This is a genomic window from Curtobacterium sp. PhB172, from assembly GCF_003752545.1.
Classification (GTDB): domain Bacteria; phylum Actinomycetota; class Actinomycetes; order Actinomycetales; family Microbacteriaceae; genus Curtobacterium.
Genome location: NZ_RKIF01000007.1, coordinates 452,099 through 473,169, shown reverse-complemented (window position 1 = coordinate 473,169; position 21,071 = coordinate 452,099). Strand labels below are relative to the sequence as shown.

Genomic DNA, 21,071 nt, shown 5'->3' with positions numbered 1-21,071 from the left:
CGGGTCTTCGTTTCAGTCGAGGGCGTACACGGCGACGTCATCGTCGTCGCCATCGTCGGGGGAGTTGCGGGGGGAGGAGTCGTCGGGGTCCGTGTCGATGGCGGTGTGCAGGGGTGCTCCGCTGAGCGCAGCGGTCACTGCAGCGACGTTCCGACGGTCCTCGTCTGCGTCTTCATCAGTGTCGTTGAGGTCGAAGTCGCGGTCTTCGAGGTGGGGGTAAAGGTTTGCGGCACCGCTGCGGAGTGCGCACTCAATCCAGCCGCCGCCCGGCTTCGGGAGCCAGGCCTTGAACGGGTTGTACGGGTCGAGCTTCACCTCGTACTTCCCCTTTCGGCGGCTGTTGTCCGACAGGGTGTTGCGCAGCGGGCCGAGCTCGTCTGAGTCGAACTGGCGGTGGTTGACAACGACGCCGGTGTCGGTGACCCGGCGGTGCTTGGTCGGCAGCATCGCGATGTAGTCGTCGCGGGTGAGGGTCGTCTCGAGGTTGCTGGTCACCTTCGATGCGGCGGTGAACATCTGGAACGGTGTGAGCACGATGCTCGGGTCGAGCAGGTCGCGAAGGCCGGTGTGCGGGCGGTGGTTCCAGAACTTCAGGAACCAGTCGTCGAGGAGCTCGTGCAGGGCGTAAATGTCCATCAGCTCTTCCTTCTCGACCTGGTATCCGCGGAACTCCGGGGACCGTCCGACGTAGCCGTTGAGGTACTGGATGAGCAGGCTGTCGATGCTGCCGAAGTTGCGTTCCACGAGGGGCTTGCTCGTCGGGGTGTGCGGAGCGCTGTAGCGGATGTCGATGCTGTGCATCTCGGCGGCGGCGCGGAAGGCTTCCGAGATGAAATCCTTGCCGTTGTCCATGACGATGCAGCGGGGGTGGACGAACGGCCTCGACCGTTCCCAGTCTCGCCGCTCCTCCGCGGTCATCAGTGGCACGCCGGGGTTCATCCGCTGCACGGTGGCTCGGAACTCGGTGTTGTCGGGGCGGTTCTGCGGCGGTGTCAGCGCCTGTGCGAGGAGCGCGACGTGGTCGACTGCTTTCGCTGCGGTGAGCCGTAGCGTGAACGCGAGTACCAGCCTGGTGGCGCGGTCGAACAGCACCGTGAGGATGGGTCGGACGGGCGCGCCGCCGGGGGACTTCACGAGTATGTCGAGCGTGGTGGAGTCGACCTGGACTTCGTTGCCAGGCAGCAACTCCGTACGAGTGTTGAAGACCCGCTCCGGCCGGTTCGCCAGCGACCGGCGCGTCGAGGCGGACCCGGTTGTGTGCTTGCCGATGGTCAGGCGGTCGATGTAGCGGTACATCGTTGCGGCGGACGGCATGGGCGGCGCGTCTGCCCCATGCCACTTCACGAGTTGCTTACCGGTCTCGGCGATGAGGCGGCTTTTCGTGCCGGTCGAGCGGTTCTTCTGGTCCGCGATGACGGTGCACAGAGCGTCGTAGACGTCTGGATGAATGTTCTTCATCGGAGGGTCCGAACGGTGTGCTCGACCGTCTGCGAGCGCGGAAGGGCCGTGCTCCCGGTATGCGGCGAGCTTGCGCATCAGGGTGGCGCGGGAGGCCTTCTGCCCGTTCTTCTGCAGCTCTTGCACCTTGGCCGCGATGCGCTCGTTCTGTGTTGTCCTGTCGACGGCGTACTCCGCGCGGCGGTCGGCTCGAGCGGGGTTCACGCCGGTCTCGATTTCCTCGAGGTGGTCAGCCATCGTGGTGGCAGCGGTCTTGTGCTTCTGCGGCAGCGTCTCGAAGCGGCGAATCTGCTCGGTGAACGTGCGTGGCAGGCCGGCCGCCTGCTGGCTGAGCTCGGCGATGTGCATGTCGTGGGTCTCGCCGGTCGCGGTGTTCCGCAGGCGGACGACGCTGCCCGAGCGGGCAATGAACTGATGGGTGCTGCCGTCACGGAGGTCGATGGGGTCGTCGGCGTTGATGCTGGTCATGAGATGGTCCGTTCGATGGGGCTGCGGTCCGAGATGGGGTGGGCGAGGTCGATGCTGAGCTGGCCTGACCAGATGAGGTGGAACAGGCCAGCCCGGCCCTGAGCCAGGTCGGCGGGTGCGAGCAGGCGGGCTACGGCACGAAGCGGAATCGGGTTGTCGAGGGCGGTCAGCATCCGGGTGATGTCAGCTGGTTGGGGGCGATACCCGTGGTGTTTGAAGCCGGCTATCCAGGAGAGGTTGATTTCCACTTGTCGGGGTAGTTCGTGGTGCACTTCGTACTCGAAGCCGACGTGCTCGCAGAACGCACGAGTCTTTGCGAACTGCTCCTGAAACTTCGGGATGTACTTCTTCGGCTTCACGTCACGGAGCACTTGGCGGTGGTCGCTGTGCAGCGTGAGGATGTCGGGCGTGTGGGAGATGCCGTCGGCGAAGTCGATGCGCATGGGTTGTGTGCTCAGTGCGACGATGTCCTCGCGCATGTCCAGCCACCGCAGCACCTGCGCTTCGAGCTGCGACTCGTGCCAGATGTGTGTCCTGGTGCCGGTGAAGAAGTAGAGGCCCTGGATGTTCTTCTGGCGCGGGTACCGGTGCGGCTGTCGGAAGAGCGCAACGTCGTAGAGCTCCCGGTCGAGCAACTTCGCGGAAGCGGCCGCGGTCGCCGGGTGGGCGCCCTCCACGTTCGGCATCCAGGTGACTGCTGCCGGGAGCGCGAGCGCGGCGGCTTCTGCCGTGGTCAGCGTGCGCTGGGGAGCGATGTTCCGCGGTCCGCGGACTCGCGGTCGCCGTAGTGAGCGCGTGCCGGCGGCCAGGGCTGGGTTTGGCGGGGCTGTGATCGTCATGTCTGCCTCTGTGCGCCGGGGCCGATCCGAGCTGTGCGAAACGAGGATTTGAGTACTGCTTCTGGCATGAATAGTCTCCTTTTGATGCTTTTTCAGCAGGATCGAGCGATGGGAAAGGGTGCAGATGGCCGGGCCGCGCTTCACTCCCCGAGACTTCGCGGAGGACGCCGCGGGCTTCGGGCGCGTGCCCGCGGTGCGTTGGAGGTCAGCCGCTGACCGGCGGGAAGAGGTTTTCCTCCGTGCAGCGCAGCTGCAGCACCAGCAGGCGCTGCGAATCCGCAAACGGATGGAAGCCCGCGGGCTCAGCCCGAAGCAGTACGCAGCCGAGGCAGGGGCGAATTACGCGCGGCTCCTCCGGGTCCTCCGGGGGGAGGCGATCCTCCGGTTGGAGGACATCGCCCTGGCGGACTTAGTCCTCGGAGACGTCATCGAACACCCAGCTGCCCCAGCACCGAGCGCGCCAGCCGATGCGGACATCCGGGCGCTGCTGGAGGCACTTCCTGAGCGCACGGCTCAGGCGGTCATCGACCGGGTGAGGACGACGAGGCAGCCGCCTGCGAGAGAAACTGGCGGCACTCGTCCGATGACGCGCCCTCGCTGACGTAGCCGCAGTTCGACAGCGGTTCCTCCCTTCCATACGTCCATGCGCCGTTCTCGCGCCCCGTGTCCGGGCGAGGGAACGTCTCCTGCCCGCGAACAGGAAGCGCGTCCTGACCTCGGCCATGTAGCGAACGTAAGCGTCGACGATGCGTTCTGGTTCCTGTTTCTGGACTGAAGTCCACAGCACCGACGAATCGCGTCGACGCGATCCTGCGCCCGTCCGCGCATAGCCCTTCCGGGACCGACCGCCGGTCCCGGAAAGGGACCAATGGACGCGCCGAATCGGACGCCGGACTACGTCGCCGAACTGCACGCGCAGTACGCAGACATCACCAATCAGCCGAGCAAGCTCCTAACCGTCGACCAACGCCGAGGCGTCGAGTTCTACCTCGCAGACATCGGCCAGCCCGAACGCCCGTCCATCGCCACCGCGAAGTGGGTCAACTTCGTCCACGACTTGGACGACTTCATCAGCGGCGTCGGCCGGCTACCCCGAGCAGACTCCGGCCGGCCTCGCACGACGACGCAGGAGCAAGCACTGGTCGATCGGCTCGCCTACCAGCGCCGACCGGAAGTCCGCGCCGCACACTGCAGCTACCAGACGCACCGTCTGGAATTGCTTCCTGGCTTCCGATGGGAGCCACAGGAAGAACGATGGGCAGAGCAACTGATGCTGCACCAGTCGTTTTGGGGTCAGACGGGTCGCGCACCTCGCCGTAACGCCCCCGACCCGGCGGAACGAGCGCTGGCCCGATGGGCAACGCAGCAGCGCGTCGCTCACCGCAACGGCTCACTCACCCCGCCGCGAGCGCGTCGACTTCGTGAGGCGAAGTACCGCATCCTCTGACCCAGCCACGGGCCATGGGCCGCGGACCTCGCGTTTGAGTCAGCGGCAGACAAGGAAGTTTCCTGCTCTTGGACCGAGGTCTGCCCCATGGGTTCCGCCGGAGCCGAGTAGTTCGTAGCGTTCAGCGACGGTCTTCGAATGAACGATGAGTCGGACTCGACCGATCTGGACGTGCTGAGAGAAAGACCAAGACGCGGAGGTGCGATGAACACAGGCAAAACTGAGGGCGAGCGTCACGCCCGACAGCGTGCCGCTATCGAGGGCATGACGAGGATTCCCCTGGCAGACCTGCGCAACGATTGTCCTCCAAACCTCGAAGCGCTCTACGCCGCTGTCCAGGAAGGTCAAGCCCTCATCCCGGGCCTTCAGATGGGTGTCGGTGCCCTCACCGTGCAGCGCTGGGATCCCTCGTACGCCGCGACGGGCTGGACGCTCCACGGAGCGGACCTCACCCTCGACATGGGTCACCCGTTCGGGTCCATGTTCTACCGGAACGACGCCGACGGCCGTGTGATGCGCGTCGGTGTGAAGTGGCACCCGCCGGTACAGCAGCTCGAGTTCCCAGCCCTGCACCCCTCGAGGCCGGAACTGACCTCGGACTGCAGCGACGAGGAAGTTGCCGCGGTGGTGCTGGACGCGCGGAGCCGCATCGGGGTTCTTGTCGCCGCCAATGCGCAGATCGGCTCCTTCGTCGCCGCCGAGGAGTCCGAGGATGCGATCCTCGATGCGTCCGGGCTTGGCCTGGAACGACTGGCGGACGACGACCCGCGGCTGACCTGCGATGCCTGACCGTCAAGCGCCACGGCTGGAGCCGGTACCTTTGCGGCTGCTGTCGTTGTCGGCGCAGTTCGACGCGGTCGTGTCGCCGACCTTGGTGGGGATGAGCTTCACGAACTCGATCGGGCCGGCTGTCCTGCAGCGCCACGTCGAAGTTCACGTCGAGGGCGACTCTGACGTGTGGGTGGTCTCCTCGCTCGGGGGCACAGTGCTTTGCGACGTCGAGAACCCGTTGGCGAGGGCAGCGTCCGAAGTGATGCGCGTCCTGACCGAGCTTCGAGCAGTCGGCCGAACCGACAACGAATCAGGGCGAGCCGTTGTCTGACCGGCAGTGGGTGCAGGACATCCGCCATCAGCAGACGATCCTCTCGTTGCCGTTCGGGTTGGGGTGGACCATCGACATCACCGACACCCTCACTGCATTGGCCGCAGCGGGGATGCCTGCTCGCGTGGAGGCATTTGACCGGCTTCGGTTCGGGGACGGTCGGACTGCGTTCCTGGCGACCCCGAACCCCACGAGCACCATCGACGACGACGCAGCCGACGACCGGAGCGCGGACATGGTCCTTCTGCCAGGCGGATCCGAGGGCGGGGTTCTGTCGTTGGTGCGGCGGTACCCGGACCTGGTGGTGGTGAACGGGAAACGGCAACGCGTGTGGGCCGACGGTGGACAGATCCACGGGTCGTCCATGCAGCGGGATGCGACGCCAGGGTGGCGGACCGTGTTCGCGATCGCCCGCACCGTCACCATCCATGGCGGCAGCACAACCGCCATCGCGGAACGCACCGGCATCCCCGTCGAGCAGATCCACGCCGCCATGCCGGCACTCGGGGAGCACATAGTGCACACGCCCCTCGGCTGGGAAGCGACGGACCGGAGTGCGCTCATCGACTGGGCCATCGCCGCGTACCCCGGACCCGGCGGCGTTCGCACGAGGTGGAAACGTGCAGCCAGCATCAATGAGCAAGCTGATCAACTCATCGCCCTCGGTGGGGTGATGTCCGACTCGTGGGCGGCGCACCAGTTCTCGTCGCAGGTTCGTCCTCACAGGCTGACCGCGTTCTTCGCCGAGCATCCCGACATGACAGCGCTCGGCTACGAGCCCGCCGGCGTCGACGAGACCACGGTGAAGATCATCGTCCCCCAAGACACCACCATCTTGTCCGCGGCCGAGCAGGACTGCTGCACGGACGAGTTCATCACCGCCGCCGTCATCTACGACGACAGCTACACGAACGCCCACACCGATGCGGTCAACGCGAAGCGGTCGCTGCTGCACTTCCAAGCGGACACCGCCTACGACCTCCGCTGGATGCACGTCCAATGACCGACGAAGCGAACGCGAGCCGTCCCGTCGGGTTGCAGTTGGTGTCCCTGACGTTGGCGTTTGACGACGTCCGGTTCTTCGGCGCCGCCATCTTCACCGACGAGAACGACCCCGACGGGCCGTGGGCGACCGTTCTGATCGACCACGCGGACGAGGAGCCATGGTTCCGCCTCACCGCCACCGACCCTGCCGGGAGCGACGTGTCGGATTCGGCGATGGCGGAAACGGACCGGCTGATGCGGTTCATCCTCACCGAGCATCCGGAACGCATCGGCCAGACCCGACCCGCCCCACCGGCGAGCTGACCCGCCCGGGTCCCGCTTCCCTGTTGACGATTTCTTGGAGGTACCGCTGATGATTCGGCTGGTTTCCCTGCACCTCTCGAACGACCGGATCCTTTGGGGGCATGTCCTCCTCGAGGACACCGAGAACCCGGAAGCGTCGATGGCGCGGATCATGATCGAACCCAGCGCGAAGGAACCCGGTTACGAACTCGTCGACCAGAACCGGCGGCGTCTCACCGACCTGACCGTCCCCGCTACCAGGGAGGCGAACCGCATCGTCCAGACCCTGCTCATCCCAGCGTCCGAGATCGCGAAGCGGGAGAAAGTGGTTCGGGAAGTTATCCACTCCGGCTACTTGGAAGGGTTCCCGGACGACATGCCCTGGCAGGGCCAGTTGTGGATGTACGCCCGGGGTGAGATCAGCATCGACCAGCTCCAGGCCTACACCGACAAAGGCCGACAAATCCCACCCGCACCCGGTGCCGCTCCTGCTGATGCCGCTGACGTGCCCGAGGAGTGGTGGCAGGCCACCCGGGCACGCATCCGCCGGCACCTGCTGGAGACGACCCTCACCGAAGCGGAGGCCGCGGCAGCGCTGCAGATCAGCGTCGATGAGGTTGGGGAATTGTTCGGGTCGAACCGGCTGACGAGCTTCGACCTCGACGGTGAAGAACGCATCCCCAACTGGCAACTCGTCCAACCCGCCCTGCCCGAGTTCGGCGACCCATCCAGTCTCCTGCCCGGCCTGGACGTCCTCTTCGCAGCCGCCCCGCAGCCGCTCCTCGACGCGGCAGCGATGACCGAGTTCATGACCACACCCCGGCAGTTCCTCTCCGTCGACGACGTGCCCCTGACACCGCTGGCCTGGATGCAGCAAGGCCGGCCACTCGCCACCGTCATCGCACTGTTCCGCGGACGGCGGTGGCGGTGGTGACCACCCGACCGGAGCTGTTCCTGCTCACCGTCGCGTTCGACATGGCCGGCACCCACGGACACATGTATTTCCGTGACCCACCGGACTCCGAGCTCCGGCAGGTCCTCGTCAGTAGTACCGACAGGGACGGCGGCTACCGCTGCGAACCCGCACACGGTGACAACCGCGACGGGTGGGAGCCGTTCCTCACCGAAGCCCGCTGGCTCATCGCCCTCATCCGCCCAGACACCCCCGACGAGCGCCGCTGATGGGACCCGCACTGCAATGGGTCGCCGACGCCTACGCCGGACGGCCGCAGATCACCCTCCCGTACGGGCTCGGCGACACCGCGGACCTCACCGACGCCCTCGCCGTCCTCAAACTCGCCGGCCTACACGCAGTCGTCGAGTCCCACGACACGCTCCGCCTCGCCGACGGACGCCGCGCCCGCCTCCCGACATCGACACGGAACCCGCGCAGCGAACCAGACACACCCGCAGAGCTGCTCCTGCTCGCCCCTCGCACGGTGATGCAGATGCAGATCGCACTCGCGGAACAGACCGCGACGGTACTGCTCGTCGACGTCGACCGACGACGCGTCTGGATCAACGGGAAACAGGTCCTCGGCGTCCACGACCGGTGGAAAGACGCCGCACCGATCTACATCACCTTCGCCGTCGCACGGATGCTCGCCGTCAACGGCGCCAAATTCGACCACCTCGTCGACCGCGGAAAACTCACACCCGGGCAAGTGGACGACGCCCTCGCCCGGCTCGGGAAACGCGTGCACCGCACCAGCATCGGATGGGAATCCCGCGAAATCGGCGGCCTCGTCGACTGGAGCATCGCCTGCTACCCGGGACCGGGCGGCATTCGAACGCGGTGGCGGTCGGACCTACCGCTGCCGGAGCAGGCGGACCGGCTCATCGGCGCTGGCTGTCTGCTCTCAGGCCGTGGGATCTCGAGTCGCCCTGGTTACCCGGCAATCACTGTCGGCAAGACGACGCCGTACCGGCTCGTCGCCTTCACACCGAACGAAATCGACATGACGAGCCTCGGATTCGAGCCCGAAAACGAAGACCTCGCCGGGACCGAACTCATCCTCCCGGCCGACCCAACCATCTTCGCCACCGCAACAGCCGCCGGCTACCGAGACCGCACCGACGACATCATCACCGCCAACACACTCCTCCGCGCCGACACCCGCACCGACGACGACACGAAAGCGCTTGAGGAGGTTCGTAACCGGCTGTGGTTCCTCGCCGACACCGGCTACGACCTCCGATGGAACCTGCCAAGCTGAGATCCGTGCTGACACCGGTGCGCCAGAAGCGGTGCCGCCCGGACGACGGCTTCAAGCGCACCGTGCCGCACCCGCTTCGAAACCTAGGAGAGGTCGAGGGGGCGGAGGACGTACCCGTCGGGAACGGTGCCGCGGTGCTCGTAGTAATGGAAGAACAGTTCGGTGGCCTCGTCGGCGTCGAACACCTCGGCTGGGTGGCGTGCGTGTTCGGTGCCCGCAACGGTCACCGACTCCGTCAGCGGCTCGTCGACGTCGTGGTCGCGGCCCACGATGAAGTGACGCATCTGCCCGCCGGAGATCTGCAAGTCGACACTCATTCGTTCAGCGGTGCCGCCGGCCTGAAGGTAGTTCAGGTCGTACTCGCCTGCCTCGTACTCAGGAGCATCCGGCCATCCAGCGTCGTCCGGCAGCCACCAAATTGCGTAGGCGAACCGGCCATCGCTCTGCCCGTCCAGCAAACCGAGCATCCGCCCGATTTGGTCCTTGATCGGTCGGAAGTCCGCCGTGAGCTGCGATTCTCGTGCGCTGTTGGTGGTGTTGATGAACAAGTGTGGCCTCCGCTGTCGTCACGTTCTGTATGCGCGGAAGTCGCGCAGATCCAGCCGCGCTGCCCGCAACCCGGGTCAGGGGACTTTCTTGAGGACGACGGATGTGATCTTCACGAGCTTCCCGTCAATCGTGGCGTATGCCGGGTTGTCGTAGCTGACCAGACCATCGAAGGATCGCTGCTCGGCATTGCGCGTCGCACCGCCACTCTTCACCTCGATCCCTGCCCACGTCCCGTCCGGCTTCTCCATCAGCCCGTCGAAGAACCGGCCGTTCGGAGCACCATCAACTCGCGCTTTGACCTGATCGGTGCGGTAGGGCAGGCCTGCGTCCTCAGCGACTTCCTCGACACCCTGTCGCTCTTTGGCCTTGACGTCCGCGTGAGCTTGCTTGTTCCCCTCGGACCGGTACGTACCGTCCTTGCTCCGCTCCGGGTGTTTCTCGTTCTGCTCCTTCTTCCACGCGTCCACATGGTCGGTGCGGTTCGGCGTCAGCCGATCATCGGTCATCGCGTGCACGCCGAGCGGGATCCCGCCCGAGGCTGCCAGCCCAGCCCCTGCAGCCATCACCGCAGCACCGGCAGCGTTCAACGGGACCCCAGCTACGGCGCCGACACCGGTGAGGTCGAGGGCGACGCCGCCACCCTCGAGCGTCGCCCCACCGGCCAGCAATGCCAGGCCGCCGAGGAGCTCGAGGACTTCGTCTGGATGATTCACCATCGCGTTCCCCATCGACGCGAAGATGTTCCCCGCCACTCCGGCCGCGTCCTGCACGTACGGCCAGGCAGCTTCCGCTTCCGCGCCGAGAACGGCACCGCCGATGCCGACCGCTGCTTTCGTGGTGTTCCACGCGTCCTCGAACCAGTTGCCGTCGTCGTCGGATGCGTCCTTCGACGAAGTCGTCGATGCGAGATGAACAGGATGCGCGTTCACGGTTGACGGGGTGATGCCGTCGAGCTCGGAGGCGATGCTCGCCAGCGTCGTCGTGACGTTGTCGTTGTGGGACTGCACCTGCCGGCGGAGCGTGAACTCCTGCCCGACGAGTTCTGGGACCTGCTGCCAGTTCGTGACGACTGCGCCGATGGCGCCGAGGATGTCCCCCTTCGCAGCCTCTTTTGCTGCTTCGGCGGCGACCTGCCCAGGCGCGGAAGCGTGGAACTGCTCGATCTGCTGCACGAGGACGTCGTGGTCGTGTTTGAGGTCCGCGATGCTGTTCGCCGCCCGGGAAGTAACTTGCGCGAACTCGTCCGCCGCAGCGCGAACCTGCCGCGCCTTCTCAACCGCGGGATCCATCAGCGGCGTCAGCGCGGGCTGCAGAGCGTCAGAAGTGAACACGCTCGGAAGACCCGACCAAGCGCGGGAGCCATTCGTTGCCGCGTCAAAGATGCCGTCAGCTGCTTCCGCGAATCGTCGCGCGGCGGATCGGAGCCCATCGGCGTCGTCCGGGACGTCGGTAACGTCCTCCGCAGTCAGCGCGCCAGCGAGGACACTCATCGCTCTCATCCGCGGGCCGAGTCAGCCAGACGGCTGTCAGTGGCCGTGATGGCTTGAGCGGCGGTCGTCAACGACACACTCAAGCTCGTCATCCGCTCACCGACATCGTCGGTACTCCCATGGAATCGGTCGGCGAATCGTTGCAGCGCGCCGGTGAGCGGCGACGAGACCGCAGCGCCGGCGGCGGCGGTGAGCGCCGTGTCGACCTCCGATGCGTGGTCGTCGCTCGTCGCGGCATGTACTTGCAGCTCACGTATGAGCCCCGACAGCCCGCCCTCGTCCAGTTTCAGCTCCCCAGCCATGACACCCCCACTCCACAGGACAGCATGTTGCAGAGCCAACCATAGAACGATTCGTCCACCGAGGCGAGACGCGCAGGCCGGGATCTCCCGAGTGCGAGATCAACGGTGCGGATACTGCCTCGAAGCGGCCCTCCGACCCGGATCGAATGACGCCGCCTATGAGTACCTCAAGCCGCGCCACCCCAGCGCTCGTTCGCCCTCGACCCGCCGCTGCACGAGGTCGCCGGAGCCTCGAACCCTTAGTCGGAGGTCACATTCACTCACTGCGGTGCCGCACCGAGCTCCTCCAAACCCACGCCGCCAGCTTCGTCTCGCCTCGGCCCGCCTCCACCCAGACGGCGTCACGAGTCATGCTCCGTGCAACCGCGTCATCACGGCGGATGAGCCTGTCCGGCAGCTGGAACCAGACGTACACCGGCAGTGGCTGTTCAAGCTCGCGTATGTCCTCGCCTCTTGCCGCTTCCTCCAGCGAGAACGGCTGCGGTGGCACCCAACGATTCGAACGACGACGACGACTCACGAAACGGATCGTACGGAGCGGCGCCGACGTAGATGGAGCGGGCGTATGCCGCACCCGCACTGAGATTCGTTCCGGACCACCTATGTGCGACGGAGCTGTTCCGTGCCACGCAGGCCAGTACTTCCCAGCGGCGTGAGGCTGCGAAGCGTCCGGCCGACGACCGCCATCGAGACGCGGTCTGGAGTAACTGAGGATGACGTCAGCACTGCACCGCCAGTTGGGTGCTGTTCGAAAACTAGTGATCCCGAATCCGTCAGGTGTCCACGTTGAGCCGTACGATCAGCTCATGGCGCCAGCACGAATCACCGAACTTCTGATCGGCGAGTTCAAGTCGTATCGGAACGCATCCCTGCCCCTTGGTGGCACAACTCTGCTCATCGGACGTAACAGTTCGGGAAAATCCAACGCCCTCGATGGCCTTGAGGTCCTCGCTCGACTGGCCGAAGGCGATGACCTCGTCGACGCTCTTGACGGTCGGCGACGGGAGGGTGGGGCTGTTCGAGGAGGCTCGCATGGGTGCGCTCCACACGGCCTGAACTACTTCCGGCTCGGGTGTGAGGTCGAGTCAGACGGAGCTCTCTTTCAATATGAGGTCAAGATCGAGGTCGTGCCGGAGCTTCGCATCGTGCAGGAGCGCCTCTGGGGACCCGGGGTCGCTGTAAAAAGTGGGGCGATCACTCCCGGGGTGATATACGAGTCCAGGCCGGCTGGTGAACCCGGTATGGGTATCGATGTTGAGGTCCACAACGGCCAACGTGGGCCGAATAGTATCTCCAAATTTCGAGACAATCGCTTGATTCTCACGCAGGTGCCGTTGGCCGTGGGCGGGGCTAATAGGGCGGAGAAGTCGGTGTTGGCCGCTGTGGACGCCGTAGTGGGTGCGCTTCGAGGTGTCTTTCATTTTGACCCCGTTCCCCATTTGATGCGTAGCTATGTTCAAGAACGCGACGTCGAACTTCGGCGCACTGGTCAAAACCTATCTGCAGCGCTGCGGAACCTCGAGCGGACAGACAAGGACGCTTTCGAAGTGATTGCGGAACTGGTTCGTTCGGTTGCTGACGAATCGATCACCGGTCTTGGTTTCGTGGGCACTGATTTGGACGATCTTATGCTAGCCCTGCAGGAAAGCCGAGGCGCCGGGCCGGTTGAGGTAACCCCGGCCCGAGAGATGAGCGATGGGCTTCTGCGACTAATAGGTATCGCGACTGCGCTGCTCTCAACGCAGAACGGTCTCGATATCGATGTTGTTGTGCCGTCAGTTCAAGGTGCAGGCATTGTCGAAAACAAGAATGGCGTACTTGTGGTTCTCGAAGAGCTCGAGAACGGGCTGCACCCTTCCCAGGCTGATCGTATCCTAGCTCTGGTGCGGGAAAGCAGTAAGGGTGCCGAGACTAGCGTGCTCGCCACAACTCACAGTCCATCGCTACTTGATGCGGCGGAAGGTAAGTTGAATGAGCACATCATCGTCTGTCACCGAGACGCGACTACCGGTTATAGTAAATTGACGCCGATCGTGAAACTTCCCGGTTACGCGCGCGCCCTCGCTGAAGGAAGCCTTGGGGCGGCTCTCGCGGCAGGTAAGCTCAGCGGCGGCGGCCCTGAGGATGAGGCTGACTACAGCGAGTTCCGGCGACTTCTCGGTATTGCCTGATGAGCGCAATCTCTTTCATTGATACCTCGGTCCTGTGCAACCTCGTTCCGGTACCTGGCTTCGACCAGCAGCGGGAAAAGGTCCTTCAAGAGATGGCTGAACGACTCGACGGCGGCGAAGAGTTCATTCTTCCAATCACCTCAGTGATAGAAACGGGAAATCATATCGCGCAGCTCTCATCGGGCGGGGTGCGTCGTGAAGCCGCGTCAAAACTTGACACACTGCTGCGGTTCATCTGCGACGGTCAGGCACCGTGGGTCCTGCACGATGTTGCATGGGATCGTGATTTCTTGCGACAGCTGCTCGACGGTGCTGGTACGGGAACGAGCTACATTGAGCACGCGACGGTGAAAGTCGGTGCAGGCGATCTCTGCATTCTGACCGAGCGTGAGATGTTCCGTGCGCGTTCACGAATCCCGGCTGGCATCTGGACTCTTGACGGGGGGCTTTCTGCGCATGCGTAGTCACTCGCGGCCGACGCTCGAGTGTCCACGAACATGGTCCAGAAGGTCGCGTCGATGACCAACGGGGCCTCCTCTACCGGTGGCTCGAAGCTCGTGCCGTGTTCTTCGAGCACCGCGTCCGTAGCGTCGGGCCTGACCTGCCTCGCCCTGTTGGCCAGGACCCGTTCACGCTGCAACTCCGGCCTGATCTGCACCCACACGAGTACGAACAGCACCCCGGCAACTGATGCGGTCGCGCGCCACTCGTCGCCGATGGAACGCGGCGATCCTGTGTCATCGACCACGACGTGGCGGCCAGCGGCAAGGCGCACGCCCGCACGAGCGTGCGTGCGTGCGCGATCTGGTTCGTGGCCGTCCATTCCTCCAACAGGATGCCCTGTCCGCCGTGAAGTCCACGCTCCTCGTTGATCTGGTCGAGGCTCAAACGCTCGCCCCCAAGGCACGGAAGCTCAGCAGCCAACGTGCTCTTACCGGAGAACGACAACCCACACGTCAGCACCAGTGCCATGCCTCGTACCCGACAACTGTCCATGCCGCCGGGCGCCACAAAGCTAAGTGGATACCTCCGCGAGTGCCGGCTGCAGGCGCCCGGTAGGTGATCCGCTAACGAGAGTCGGCTTCCACTCGAACCCGTTGTCCCTCGACCGTAAACCGGCCGGTTGCGCGGACCAGGCCTGACAGCTTCGGGTATCCCCAGTTGCGGGAGTCGAAGTCCTGCTGCCACTTCCGGAGCAGCTGCCCGACCGTCGCGAGGTTCGGCCTGCCGTCCTCGGACGATGCCGTGTTCACGCTTTTCCGAAGCCCGTCGATGAGACGCGAGTCTTGGCGAGGCGATGGTCCGCGCGCCAAAGTCGCCTCCATTGAGGTGGAATCACCGTCCGTGCTTCCGAGGACATCCAGGTAGGTGAACTGGTCGCACGCGTTCCGGAACGACGGTGGCGTCTTGCGTTCTCCGAAGCCGTAGACCGTGATCCCCTGCTCACGGATGCGGGAAGCGAGCCGGGTGAAGTCGCTGTCGGACGAGACGATGCAGAACCCTTGGAACCGCCCTGTGTAGAGCAGGTCCATCGCGTCGATGATGAGCGCATCGTCCTTGGGGTTCTTGCCCTTGGTGTGCGCGAACTGCTGCATCGGCTGGATGACGTGCTCGCTCGCCGTGGCTTTCCAGCTGCTGAGCTGAGATGTCGTCCAATCGCCGTAGACCCGCTTCACGGAAGCCTTGCCGAAGTGCGCGACCTCCGCGAGGACAGCTCCGATACGCGACGGGGAACGTTGTCAGCATCGACGAGAACTGCGAGCAGGTCGCCGGGCGCGGTCATCCTCACAGTCTGGCGGCTCGACGGATGGGCAGGGGCGAAGAGGGGCACGCCATCCGGCATCTAGGAGCCGACCGGCTTACGGGACGCGGTCTCCGGCCATCACGAGTCGCCTGGCGGGTACGTACGGCGAGACGAGGACGAACTAACAATCGACTACCGCGGAGGGGATGCTCTTTCGACTCGCGCGTGACTTCAACTCTCGCCGGATGGTGCAGAAACTACATCGTGACCGGCGCTAATCTAGCTGACGTCGAGCGTCTCGACCCGAACAGGTAGGAACCCGGTATGGCTCACATCAGCGTCTTTGCCTTCGGCACCGTCATGAATTTTAGAGTTCCCGAAGATGCGGACATGAGCGGGTTCGGTTTCGCCGGCTTCCTGAACCGTGCCGACGCTCAGCAGCAATTGAATACTTACCTCGAAGGCCTGGGCTATGACGTCAGCCAGTCCTATCTGTGGTGAAGGCGCGGACGACGGTGAGGGTTCGGACGCACGGAACCTCGGCTATCGCTGTCTCCACTAGCGGGCCGGGGCTCTTGCGACTGGTCACTCTGAGTCGTGCTGAGTTCGCGAGGTGCCGGCACCGGTCAGAGGCGTACTCGATGCACGGGCCGGGCGGTACCCGTGAACTCGGGCACTCCGGTCACGTCGTTGAGGATGACGATCATGGCCACCCCGCCACCACCTTCTCCCTGCGCGAGCCGTTGAAAGACGTCGCGGTTCTCGTTCGAAAGCGCGTCCCATCGGGTAGCGGTCGTGATGTAGACGTGCCGTGGATCTGACCCAGCTTCGATCAGCCACGAGGGAGTTCCGTCCTCACCATCGTCGAGCATCGGATACATGTCGGAGCTTGGCGGATTGTCGGCTACGCCTTGCTGCTGCGCGTCGATGAGCTGCTGCGCTACATCGTCTGCTATCTGGTCGTCGAGTGCTTGTGACACTCGCTTGTCGGTCTGGACGATGACGAGGTGTTGCTCGATTCCGGTGAGGCTGATGTCCACGTTGTTGTCCTATCGATGACGTGTACTCATCATCCCGCAAGGACCCCGTCAACTACGTTCAACATGCTTGATAGGACCGGAGAAAGAAGCAGCTGCAGGCTCGACGCTCGTCTAGTTAGCACCGCCGGCTTTGTGGCTGCTAGGTACACGATGCGTTCCCGCATGGTCTGCTGCGTCAGGTGATCCAGTTCGCAAATGGAAACTGACCGTAGATCCGGTTGAACTCGGCTCGCAGCCGCTTTTCCAGGACGACGCCCGGCTCGTCGCCCGATTCTGCCCAGGCTACGAGTAGCTCCTCGTCAGCGTCGGGGATCTGCCAGATTGCTCGACCTCCCGTGTGCGAGTTGCCGCGTCGGGCGTACTGCTTCAAGCGATGGTGAATCCCTCGGCCCTGCGCGTCGGCTGCTCCGATGTAGAGAATTGGCGTCTCTTCGAGCCAAGCGTTAGCTAGTGCCTCGGGCGGGTACGGCGCCCCCTTCGCCGGGGAGTCAGTGGAGAGGTCTGGCAGTTCGGAGCCCTCGTAGAGCACGACGTACACACCCCGGTCCTTCGGCAACTGCAGCACTCGCGGTAGAAGGAGTTCAGCGAACGTCACGAATCCCTCGAACCCCACCGTTTCGAGGCCGTCACGGTCCCATGAGGGCGGGAACTCGAAGCTCACGCGCTCACCTCAATTCTCACCAGAATTTCAGTGGGCATCACCGAACTGATCTTGCTGTGCCATGAAGAGCTGAACCATGCGTCACCGTCACCGTCACCGTCACCTGGCCTTCCGAATATGGGACGAAAACGAATTCGACTGTAGGTGCTCGAGCGTAACTGGCCTCGTTCGTCGGCCCATCGATCATCCGACGCCGACGTAAGAGCGCTATGTCGGTCGGCACCCACCGGTCATCTCGGTGAAGTACCGGCTCAGTCACCGTCATCGCCTCGTGCGAGTTCTTCATCAAGCGCGAGCACGGACGGCGACTGCGATGCGTACTCTCGGCCAGCCGGTCTGAGCGTCGTCCGGATGCGCGTCTCGAGGAGCTCCCGGCGCGCGCGGAAGAACGAGTCGAACTCGGCCGCGCCGTGAGGGAGCTGTTCCGGTAACGCGTTCCGCTCCAAGAACGAGTTCCGCTCTTCGGAGGTCGCGTAGTTGGTCGCCACCCAGACTGCTGGCACTTCGGCGAGCTTTCCGATGTTCTCCAGGCCCGGAAGCAGCTCCAGGTTCGGCAGTTGGTTCTTCCGCTCCGTGAGGTCGTCGATCTCCTCGGGCAAGAACTGCGGTGATCCGTCTCTTTTCGCGAGTCGGCGGAGCCTCTTCTGTTCGAGGAGCGACGCCGGGAAGATGTGATCGACGTGGAACTGGTTGCGCGTGTCGACGTGGGGGAACAGCGCCGCGAGAACGGCGAACGTTCGCGGGCGACCGTACTCAAGGCTCAGCACGTCGTCTACGAGGGCGTCGGTGACGGCGAGGGACTTGCCTCGTGCTGCCATCGCTCGCTCGATGGCAGCGACTGGGAAGGTTTCGGCGCCCTCACGTCTGAGGACTTCCCGGACGTCGCGGAGGAGCGTGTCCAGGCCCGAGCCCCAGATGCCTCGGATGATCAACGATCGCAGTACCCACGAACGCAGCGCCATGCGGTCGTCCCGCGTTTTTGGGGATTGCCGATAGGAGTGATCGAGCTTCCGGTGGTGCGCGTAGTAAGCGACGGGGATCAAGACGCTGTCTGCGGTGAGTGATCCGCCGGACAAACCGAAGTCGCTCAACAGCCCGACGGCGACCTGGAGCGAGGCGCCGAGCGTGTCCCAACTATCCTCTAGCTGAGCCATGTTTGCGGCCGTGAAGTTCTTGACCTTGAAGCTGATGTCGCGGACGTCGTTCAGCACCAGACCGGCCTTAAGTACGGTATCGCGCGAGAAGCTGAAGCCATTGCCCGTGTTGTTGAGCTCGTCCACCAGGCCGTGGACTGCCGCGCGAGCATCACCCTCCCATTGCGCGGTCGCGATTGACAGGAGGAGGTCGCTGTAGGACAGGACCGTCCCTCCCGAGTTGACCCGCACGAAGATGTCGAGGACGCGCTCGATGTCCTGCTCGGTCTCCTCGTAGAAGTGCAGCGACGCCGTCTTGTGGATCGCGTCCCACAGGGTGCTGACCAGCCCGGAGGCGACAGGATCATTACCCACGCTGTGCTTGGCGAGGAGCTGGATCAACGAGGACGTGTCTGACGCGTCGAAGACATCCGCCACGGGAAGCCAGTTCTTCGTCTCATCGTCGTGCGCCGCCTCGACGTCAGCATCGGTCAGGAACTGGAAGTGGTACTTCAACCCGAGTTCGTTCTCTGGTGCTTCGCCGGCGAGGTTGAGGAAGAGCCGACGTTCCGGGTAGGACCAGGACTTGTTCGCCCATCCTCCGTGATTCTTGTAGGCGTAGGTTCCTCGAAGCCCGATGTTGAGCGAGGTCAGTCGCTGTTGGCCGTCGAGGATTGCGACCACTTCGCGGTCGGTCGGGATGTCGATGACGGGGTTGTGGCGGTTATCGAAGGCGCTGTAGTCCTTCATGAACCCGTAGAACTTGAACTCACTGATGGTGTCCGGCATGACCCTCCACGACAGGAAGCTCCCGACTGGGTAGCCCCGCATCACCGAGTCGAACACGCGGATTACCTGCGATGGCTTCCAGACGTACTCCCGTTGAATCGCCGGGAGTATCAACCTCCGCTCCTGGATCTGTCGCAGAGCGTTGGCGATCGTCATTGGTTCCTTGTGCCCCATGGGTCGATCCTATGAGCAAAGCTCGTGCTGGCAGGGACTGGCAACGGGAACGGGGTCATCGAGATAGCGAGGCACTTCACCGGAGGCACTGGCCCGTTCGGCTGCCGTCCCAGACTGCTGGCTACGGCGGCTCCTAGGCGTTCCTTCGTGAGGCAGTTGGCTTTGCGTCCTCTAAGTTCGATGCATGAAGCCGTTGAAGGTTGCTCGTGAACAACAGATCGCCGTGTTCGGGGAGTCTGGGAGTGGTAAGACCGTGCTGCTGTCTTCGTTCTACGGGACCGCGCAGGAACCCGTGGTCGCGGATGAGGGCCTGTACGACATCGTCGCGAACGATGCTGCACAGGGCCTGCGGCTGCATCAGAACTACCTCGGCATGAAGAACACTGGCACCACGCCCCTTCAGACGCGGCTTAGTGGCAACCGGTACGTGTTCTCAATCAAGCGCCGCGGGGGACCCGTCGGAAAGTCGAAGAAGCCGGCGGCGGAGGAACTCCGCCTGATCTGGCATGACTATCCGGGTGAGTGGTTTGAGGAAGACCCTGCAACGGAGAAGGAGCAGCGGCTGCGCGTGGAGACGTTCCGGTCGCTGCTTGGGTCTGATGTTGCGGTGCTCCTCGTTGATGGTCAGCGTCTCTTGGATCATACCGGCGAGGAGGAGCGGTATCTCAAGGCGTTGGTGACGAACTACCGAGCTCATCTGTCGCGCCTGCAGGAGGAGCTGATGCCGGACGGGAAACGCTTGGTGCGCTTCCCCAGGATCTGGCTGTTCGGCCTCTCGAAGGCAGACCTGTTGCCCGCGATGGATGCGACAGCGTTCAGGGACCTGCTCGTTGAGAAAGTTGGTCAGGAGATCGCGCATTTGCAGGAAGAACTCGCCGGGTTCATTGAGGAGCCGGAGGCGTTTTCGCTGGGAGAAGACTTCGTGCTGCTGTCTTCGGCACGGTTCGAGCCCGGAAAGATCGATGTCGGCAAGCAGGTTGGGGTCCGGCTGATCCTGCCAATGGCGGCCGTGCTGCCGTTCTCGCGGCACGTTCGCTGGGCCAAAGCGCTGCGTAACGGCAGCAAGGTCGCCAACGATCTCATGCGTTCGGCCGGTCCGTTGCTCGCGCTGATCGTCGCGAAGTTGAAGCTGCCGGGCCCGTTGAAGCTTGTGACTGTGGCGCTGCCATTCATCTTCGACACGGTCTTCGAACACAGCCGCGAGAAGATTCAAGACGTGCACGACGCGGCGGTTGCCAAGCATGACTTCCTCACCGCAGTGCTGACCGGGTTCGAGCTCGAACTTCGTCAAGCGGTCGAGGACCGGGTACTGCAGAAGAGCGTGAAGTGAACTTCATGTGGGCCACGCGCGGCAGGAACTGGGGATTCCGGTTCCTGTATACCGGCGGCTTGCCGGACCCGCTCGATGTGTACGAGGCTGCTTTCGCCGGCACCGAGGACACCATCGACGCTTTCCGCAAACGTGGCATGACGGTCGCCGTGCGGTTCGCCGACCCCGAGGGTCGACGTGACCGTGCGGGACGAGTGATTCCGCACGAGTTCGTGATCTTCGCCCCCGACGCGGCTCGGTTCGACACGGCCGAGGAGGCCCGCGCCACGCTGTGGGACGCCGTCGCGGAGCAGTACGCGGCCATCTGGGACCAGCCCAGCGCGCCGTCATAAGCCACTGTCCCGGTCGACATGCCGGCGTCCACTCGATCGGGTCGTTTCTCGAGATCACCGGATAGCAGGAGCAACAGCGGCTAGTCACCCCAAAGCGGATCCTCAGCCGGCGCGGCCACTGCCCCGCCGCTGTTGCAGCCGATTACCCTCTCAAGCCCACGACGAGGGACTCTTTCGTGAGCCGCGCGCTCACATAGAATGACGCGGTCGCTCGTTGTCAGGCAGGGGAATCTTGGGGATCATCAGTACGCGGGAATCGATCAACGCCGCGCCCGGTTCCGTGGTCGTCGTCCGTGACGAGGAGTGGCTCGTCTCGGGGGTCGAGCAGACCACTGACGGTCAGCTTCTTCGTGTGCAGGGCCTCTCCGGCCTTGTCCGTGATACGACCGCTGCTTTCTACACCGCTCTCGACAGCGTCCGGGTGCTCGACCCGGCGGAGGCGACTGTCACCGCCGACTCCTCGTCCGGCTACCGCAGTGCTCGCCTGTGGGTCGAGGCGACGTTGCGCAAGACCTCGATCCCGCTCACGTCCCCCGACA

Annotated in this window: 22 protein-coding genes and 1 pseudogene; 13 read left to right on the top strand and 10 right to left on the bottom strand. The window is 64.2% G+C overall.

What is annotated here, in order from left to right; genetic code table 11:
• Window positions 1–12: 12 nt before the first annotated feature.
• Window positions 13–1,926: a DDE-type integrase/transposase/recombinase gene (locus tag EDF42_RS09280; RefSeq protein WP_123672126.1), complete on the bottom strand. Its 1,914-nt coding sequence runs from the start codon at window positions 1,924–1,926 to the stop codon at window positions 13–15.
• Window positions 1,923–2,765, bottom strand: a complete 843-nt coding sequence (locus EDF42_RS09275) for a TnsA-like heteromeric transposase endonuclease subunit (RefSeq protein WP_123672125.1) — start codon at window positions 2,763–2,765, stop codon at window positions 1,923–1,925. Before EDF42_RS09275 ends, EDF42_RS09280 begins: the two co-directional genes overlap by 4 nt.
• Window positions 2,766–3,633: 868 nt before the next feature.
• Here EDF42_RS09275 and EDF42_RS09265 point away from each other — a divergent pair.
• The 8 genes from EDF42_RS09265 to EDF42_RS09230 all read left to right on the top strand — a co-directional run bounded on the left by EDF42_RS09265 (window position 3,634) and on the right by EDF42_RS09230 (window position 8,817).
• Window positions 3,634–4,212 (top strand): helicase associated domain-containing protein, encoded by a 579-nt coding sequence (locus EDF42_RS09265; RefSeq protein ID WP_123672123.1) that lies wholly within the window; start codon window positions 3,634–3,636, stop codon window positions 4,210–4,212.
• Between the two features lie 138 nt (window positions 4,213–4,350).
• A complete protein-coding gene (locus EDF42_RS09260; RefSeq protein WP_148067699.1) occupies window positions 4,351–5,001 on the top strand; it encodes a hypothetical protein in 651 nt (216 codons plus the stop codon).
• Window positions 4,994–5,314 (top strand): hypothetical protein, encoded by a 321-nt coding sequence (locus EDF42_RS09255; RefSeq protein ID WP_123672121.1) that lies wholly within the window; start codon window positions 4,994–4,996, stop codon window positions 5,312–5,314. The genes EDF42_RS09260 and EDF42_RS09255 overlap by 8 nt, the downstream gene beginning before the upstream one ends.
• Window positions 5,307–6,317, top strand: coding sequence for a hypothetical protein (locus EDF42_RS09250; protein WP_148067697.1), 1,011 nt, complete (start codon window positions 5,307–5,309; stop codon window positions 6,315–6,317). Before EDF42_RS09255 ends, EDF42_RS09250 begins: the two co-directional genes overlap by 8 nt.
• The gene (locus EDF42_RS09245) at window positions 6,314–6,622 is read left to right on the top strand and encodes a hypothetical protein (protein ID WP_123672119.1); all 309 of its coding nucleotides are present in this window, start codon (window positions 6,314–6,316) and stop codon (window positions 6,620–6,622) included. Before EDF42_RS09250 ends, EDF42_RS09245 begins: the two co-directional genes overlap by 4 nt.
• A 34-nt stretch (window positions 6,623–6,656) precedes the next feature.
• Entirely contained in the window at window positions 6,657–7,535 is an 879-nt protein-coding gene (locus EDF42_RS09240) for a hypothetical protein (protein ID WP_148067695.1), read from the top strand.
• The gene (locus EDF42_RS09235; protein ID WP_148067693.1) at window positions 7,532–7,783 is read left to right on the top strand and encodes a hypothetical protein; all 252 of its coding nucleotides are present in this window, start codon (window positions 7,532–7,534) and stop codon (window positions 7,781–7,783) included. Before EDF42_RS09240 ends, EDF42_RS09235 begins: the two co-directional genes overlap by 4 nt.
• Window positions 7,783–8,817, top strand: coding sequence for a hypothetical protein (locus EDF42_RS09230; protein ID WP_123672116.1), 1,035 nt, complete (start codon window positions 7,783–7,785; stop codon window positions 8,815–8,817). Before EDF42_RS09235 ends, EDF42_RS09230 begins: the two co-directional genes overlap by 1 nt.
• 83 nt (window positions 8,818–8,900) lie before the next feature.
• Here EDF42_RS09230 and EDF42_RS09225 read toward each other — a convergent pair whose 3' ends face one another.
• The 3 genes from EDF42_RS09225 to EDF42_RS09215 all read right to left on the bottom strand — a co-directional run bounded on the left by EDF42_RS09225 (window position 8,901) and on the right by EDF42_RS09215 (window position 11,158).
• Complete coding sequence (locus tag EDF42_RS09225; RefSeq protein ID WP_123672115.1) at window positions 8,901–9,365, bottom strand: hypothetical protein; 465 nt, start codon at window positions 9,363–9,365, stop codon at window positions 8,901–8,903.
• 75 nt (window positions 9,366–9,440) lie between these two features.
• Window positions 9,441–10,856, bottom strand: coding sequence for a hypothetical protein (locus tag EDF42_RS09220; protein WP_148067691.1), 1,416 nt, complete (start codon window positions 10,854–10,856; stop codon window positions 9,441–9,443).
• A gap of 5 nt (window positions 10,857–10,861) precedes the next feature.
• Window positions 10,862–11,158, bottom strand: coding sequence for a hypothetical protein (locus EDF42_RS09215; protein WP_123672113.1), 297 nt, complete (start codon window positions 11,156–11,158; stop codon window positions 10,862–10,864).
• 806 nt (window positions 11,159–11,964) lie between these two features.
• Between EDF42_RS09215 and EDF42_RS09210 the strand changes: the two genes are divergently transcribed.
• Together EDF42_RS09210 and EDF42_RS19235 are read left to right on the top strand one after the other, a co-directional pair.
• The gene (locus EDF42_RS09210) at window positions 11,965–13,329 is read left to right on the top strand and encodes an AAA family ATPase (protein WP_123672112.1); all 1,365 of its coding nucleotides are present in this window, start codon (window positions 11,965–11,967) and stop codon (window positions 13,327–13,329) included.
• Window positions 13,329–13,793: a hypothetical protein gene (locus EDF42_RS19235; RefSeq protein WP_260235306.1), complete on the top strand. Its 465-nt coding sequence runs from the start codon at window positions 13,329–13,331 to the stop codon at window positions 13,791–13,793. The genes EDF42_RS09210 and EDF42_RS19235 overlap by 1 nt, the downstream gene beginning before the upstream one ends.
• 89 nt (window positions 13,794–13,882) lie before the next feature.
• Here the strand turns inward: EDF42_RS19235 and EDF42_RS19390 are convergent.
• Window positions 13,883–14,152, bottom strand: a pseudogene (locus EDF42_RS19390) (AAA family ATPase); the annotation flags it as partial.
• 244 nt (window positions 14,153–14,396) lie between these two features.
• Window positions 14,397–15,050 (bottom strand): NYN domain-containing protein, encoded by a 654-nt coding sequence (locus EDF42_RS09195; protein ID WP_260235336.1) that lies wholly within the window; start codon window positions 15,048–15,050, stop codon window positions 14,397–14,399.
• A 347-nt stretch (window positions 15,051–15,397) separates the two neighbouring features.
• Between EDF42_RS09195 and EDF42_RS18930 the strand changes: the two genes are divergently transcribed.
• Window positions 15,398–15,574, top strand: coding sequence for a hypothetical protein (locus EDF42_RS18930; RefSeq protein ID WP_185040858.1), 177 nt, complete (start codon window positions 15,398–15,400; stop codon window positions 15,572–15,574).
• A gap of 125 nt (window positions 15,575–15,699) precedes the next feature.
• On the opposite strand, the gene EDF42_RS09190 is transcribed toward EDF42_RS18930, so the two are convergent.
• The 3 genes from EDF42_RS09190 to EDF42_RS09180 form a co-directional block, all read right to left on the bottom strand.
• Complete coding sequence (locus tag EDF42_RS09190; RefSeq protein ID WP_123672109.1) at window positions 15,700–16,113, bottom strand: hypothetical protein; 414 nt, start codon at window positions 16,111–16,113, stop codon at window positions 15,700–15,702.
• Window positions 16,114–16,288: 175 nt separating this feature from the next.
• Entirely contained in the window at window positions 16,289–16,774 is a 486-nt protein-coding gene (locus tag EDF42_RS09185) for a hypothetical protein (RefSeq protein ID WP_123672108.1), read from the bottom strand.
• A gap of 251 nt (window positions 16,775–17,025) precedes the next feature.
• Window positions 17,026–18,870: a DUF262 domain-containing protein gene (locus EDF42_RS09180; protein WP_123672107.1), complete on the bottom strand. Its 1,845-nt coding sequence runs from the start codon at window positions 18,868–18,870 to the stop codon at window positions 17,026–17,028.
• Window positions 18,871–19,054: 184 nt separating this feature from the next.
• Between EDF42_RS09180 and EDF42_RS09175 the strand changes: the two genes are divergently transcribed.
• Window positions 19,055–20,200 (top strand): TRAFAC clade GTPase domain-containing protein, encoded by a 1,146-nt coding sequence (locus EDF42_RS09175; RefSeq protein WP_123672106.1) that lies wholly within the window; start codon window positions 19,055–19,057, stop codon window positions 20,198–20,200.
• A 5-nt stretch (window positions 20,201–20,205) separates the two neighbouring features.
• The gene (locus EDF42_RS09170) at window positions 20,206–20,532 is read left to right on the top strand and encodes a hypothetical protein (protein ID WP_221181015.1); all 327 of its coding nucleotides are present in this window, start codon (window positions 20,206–20,208) and stop codon (window positions 20,530–20,532) included.
• Window positions 20,533–21,071 lie beyond the last annotated feature (539 nt).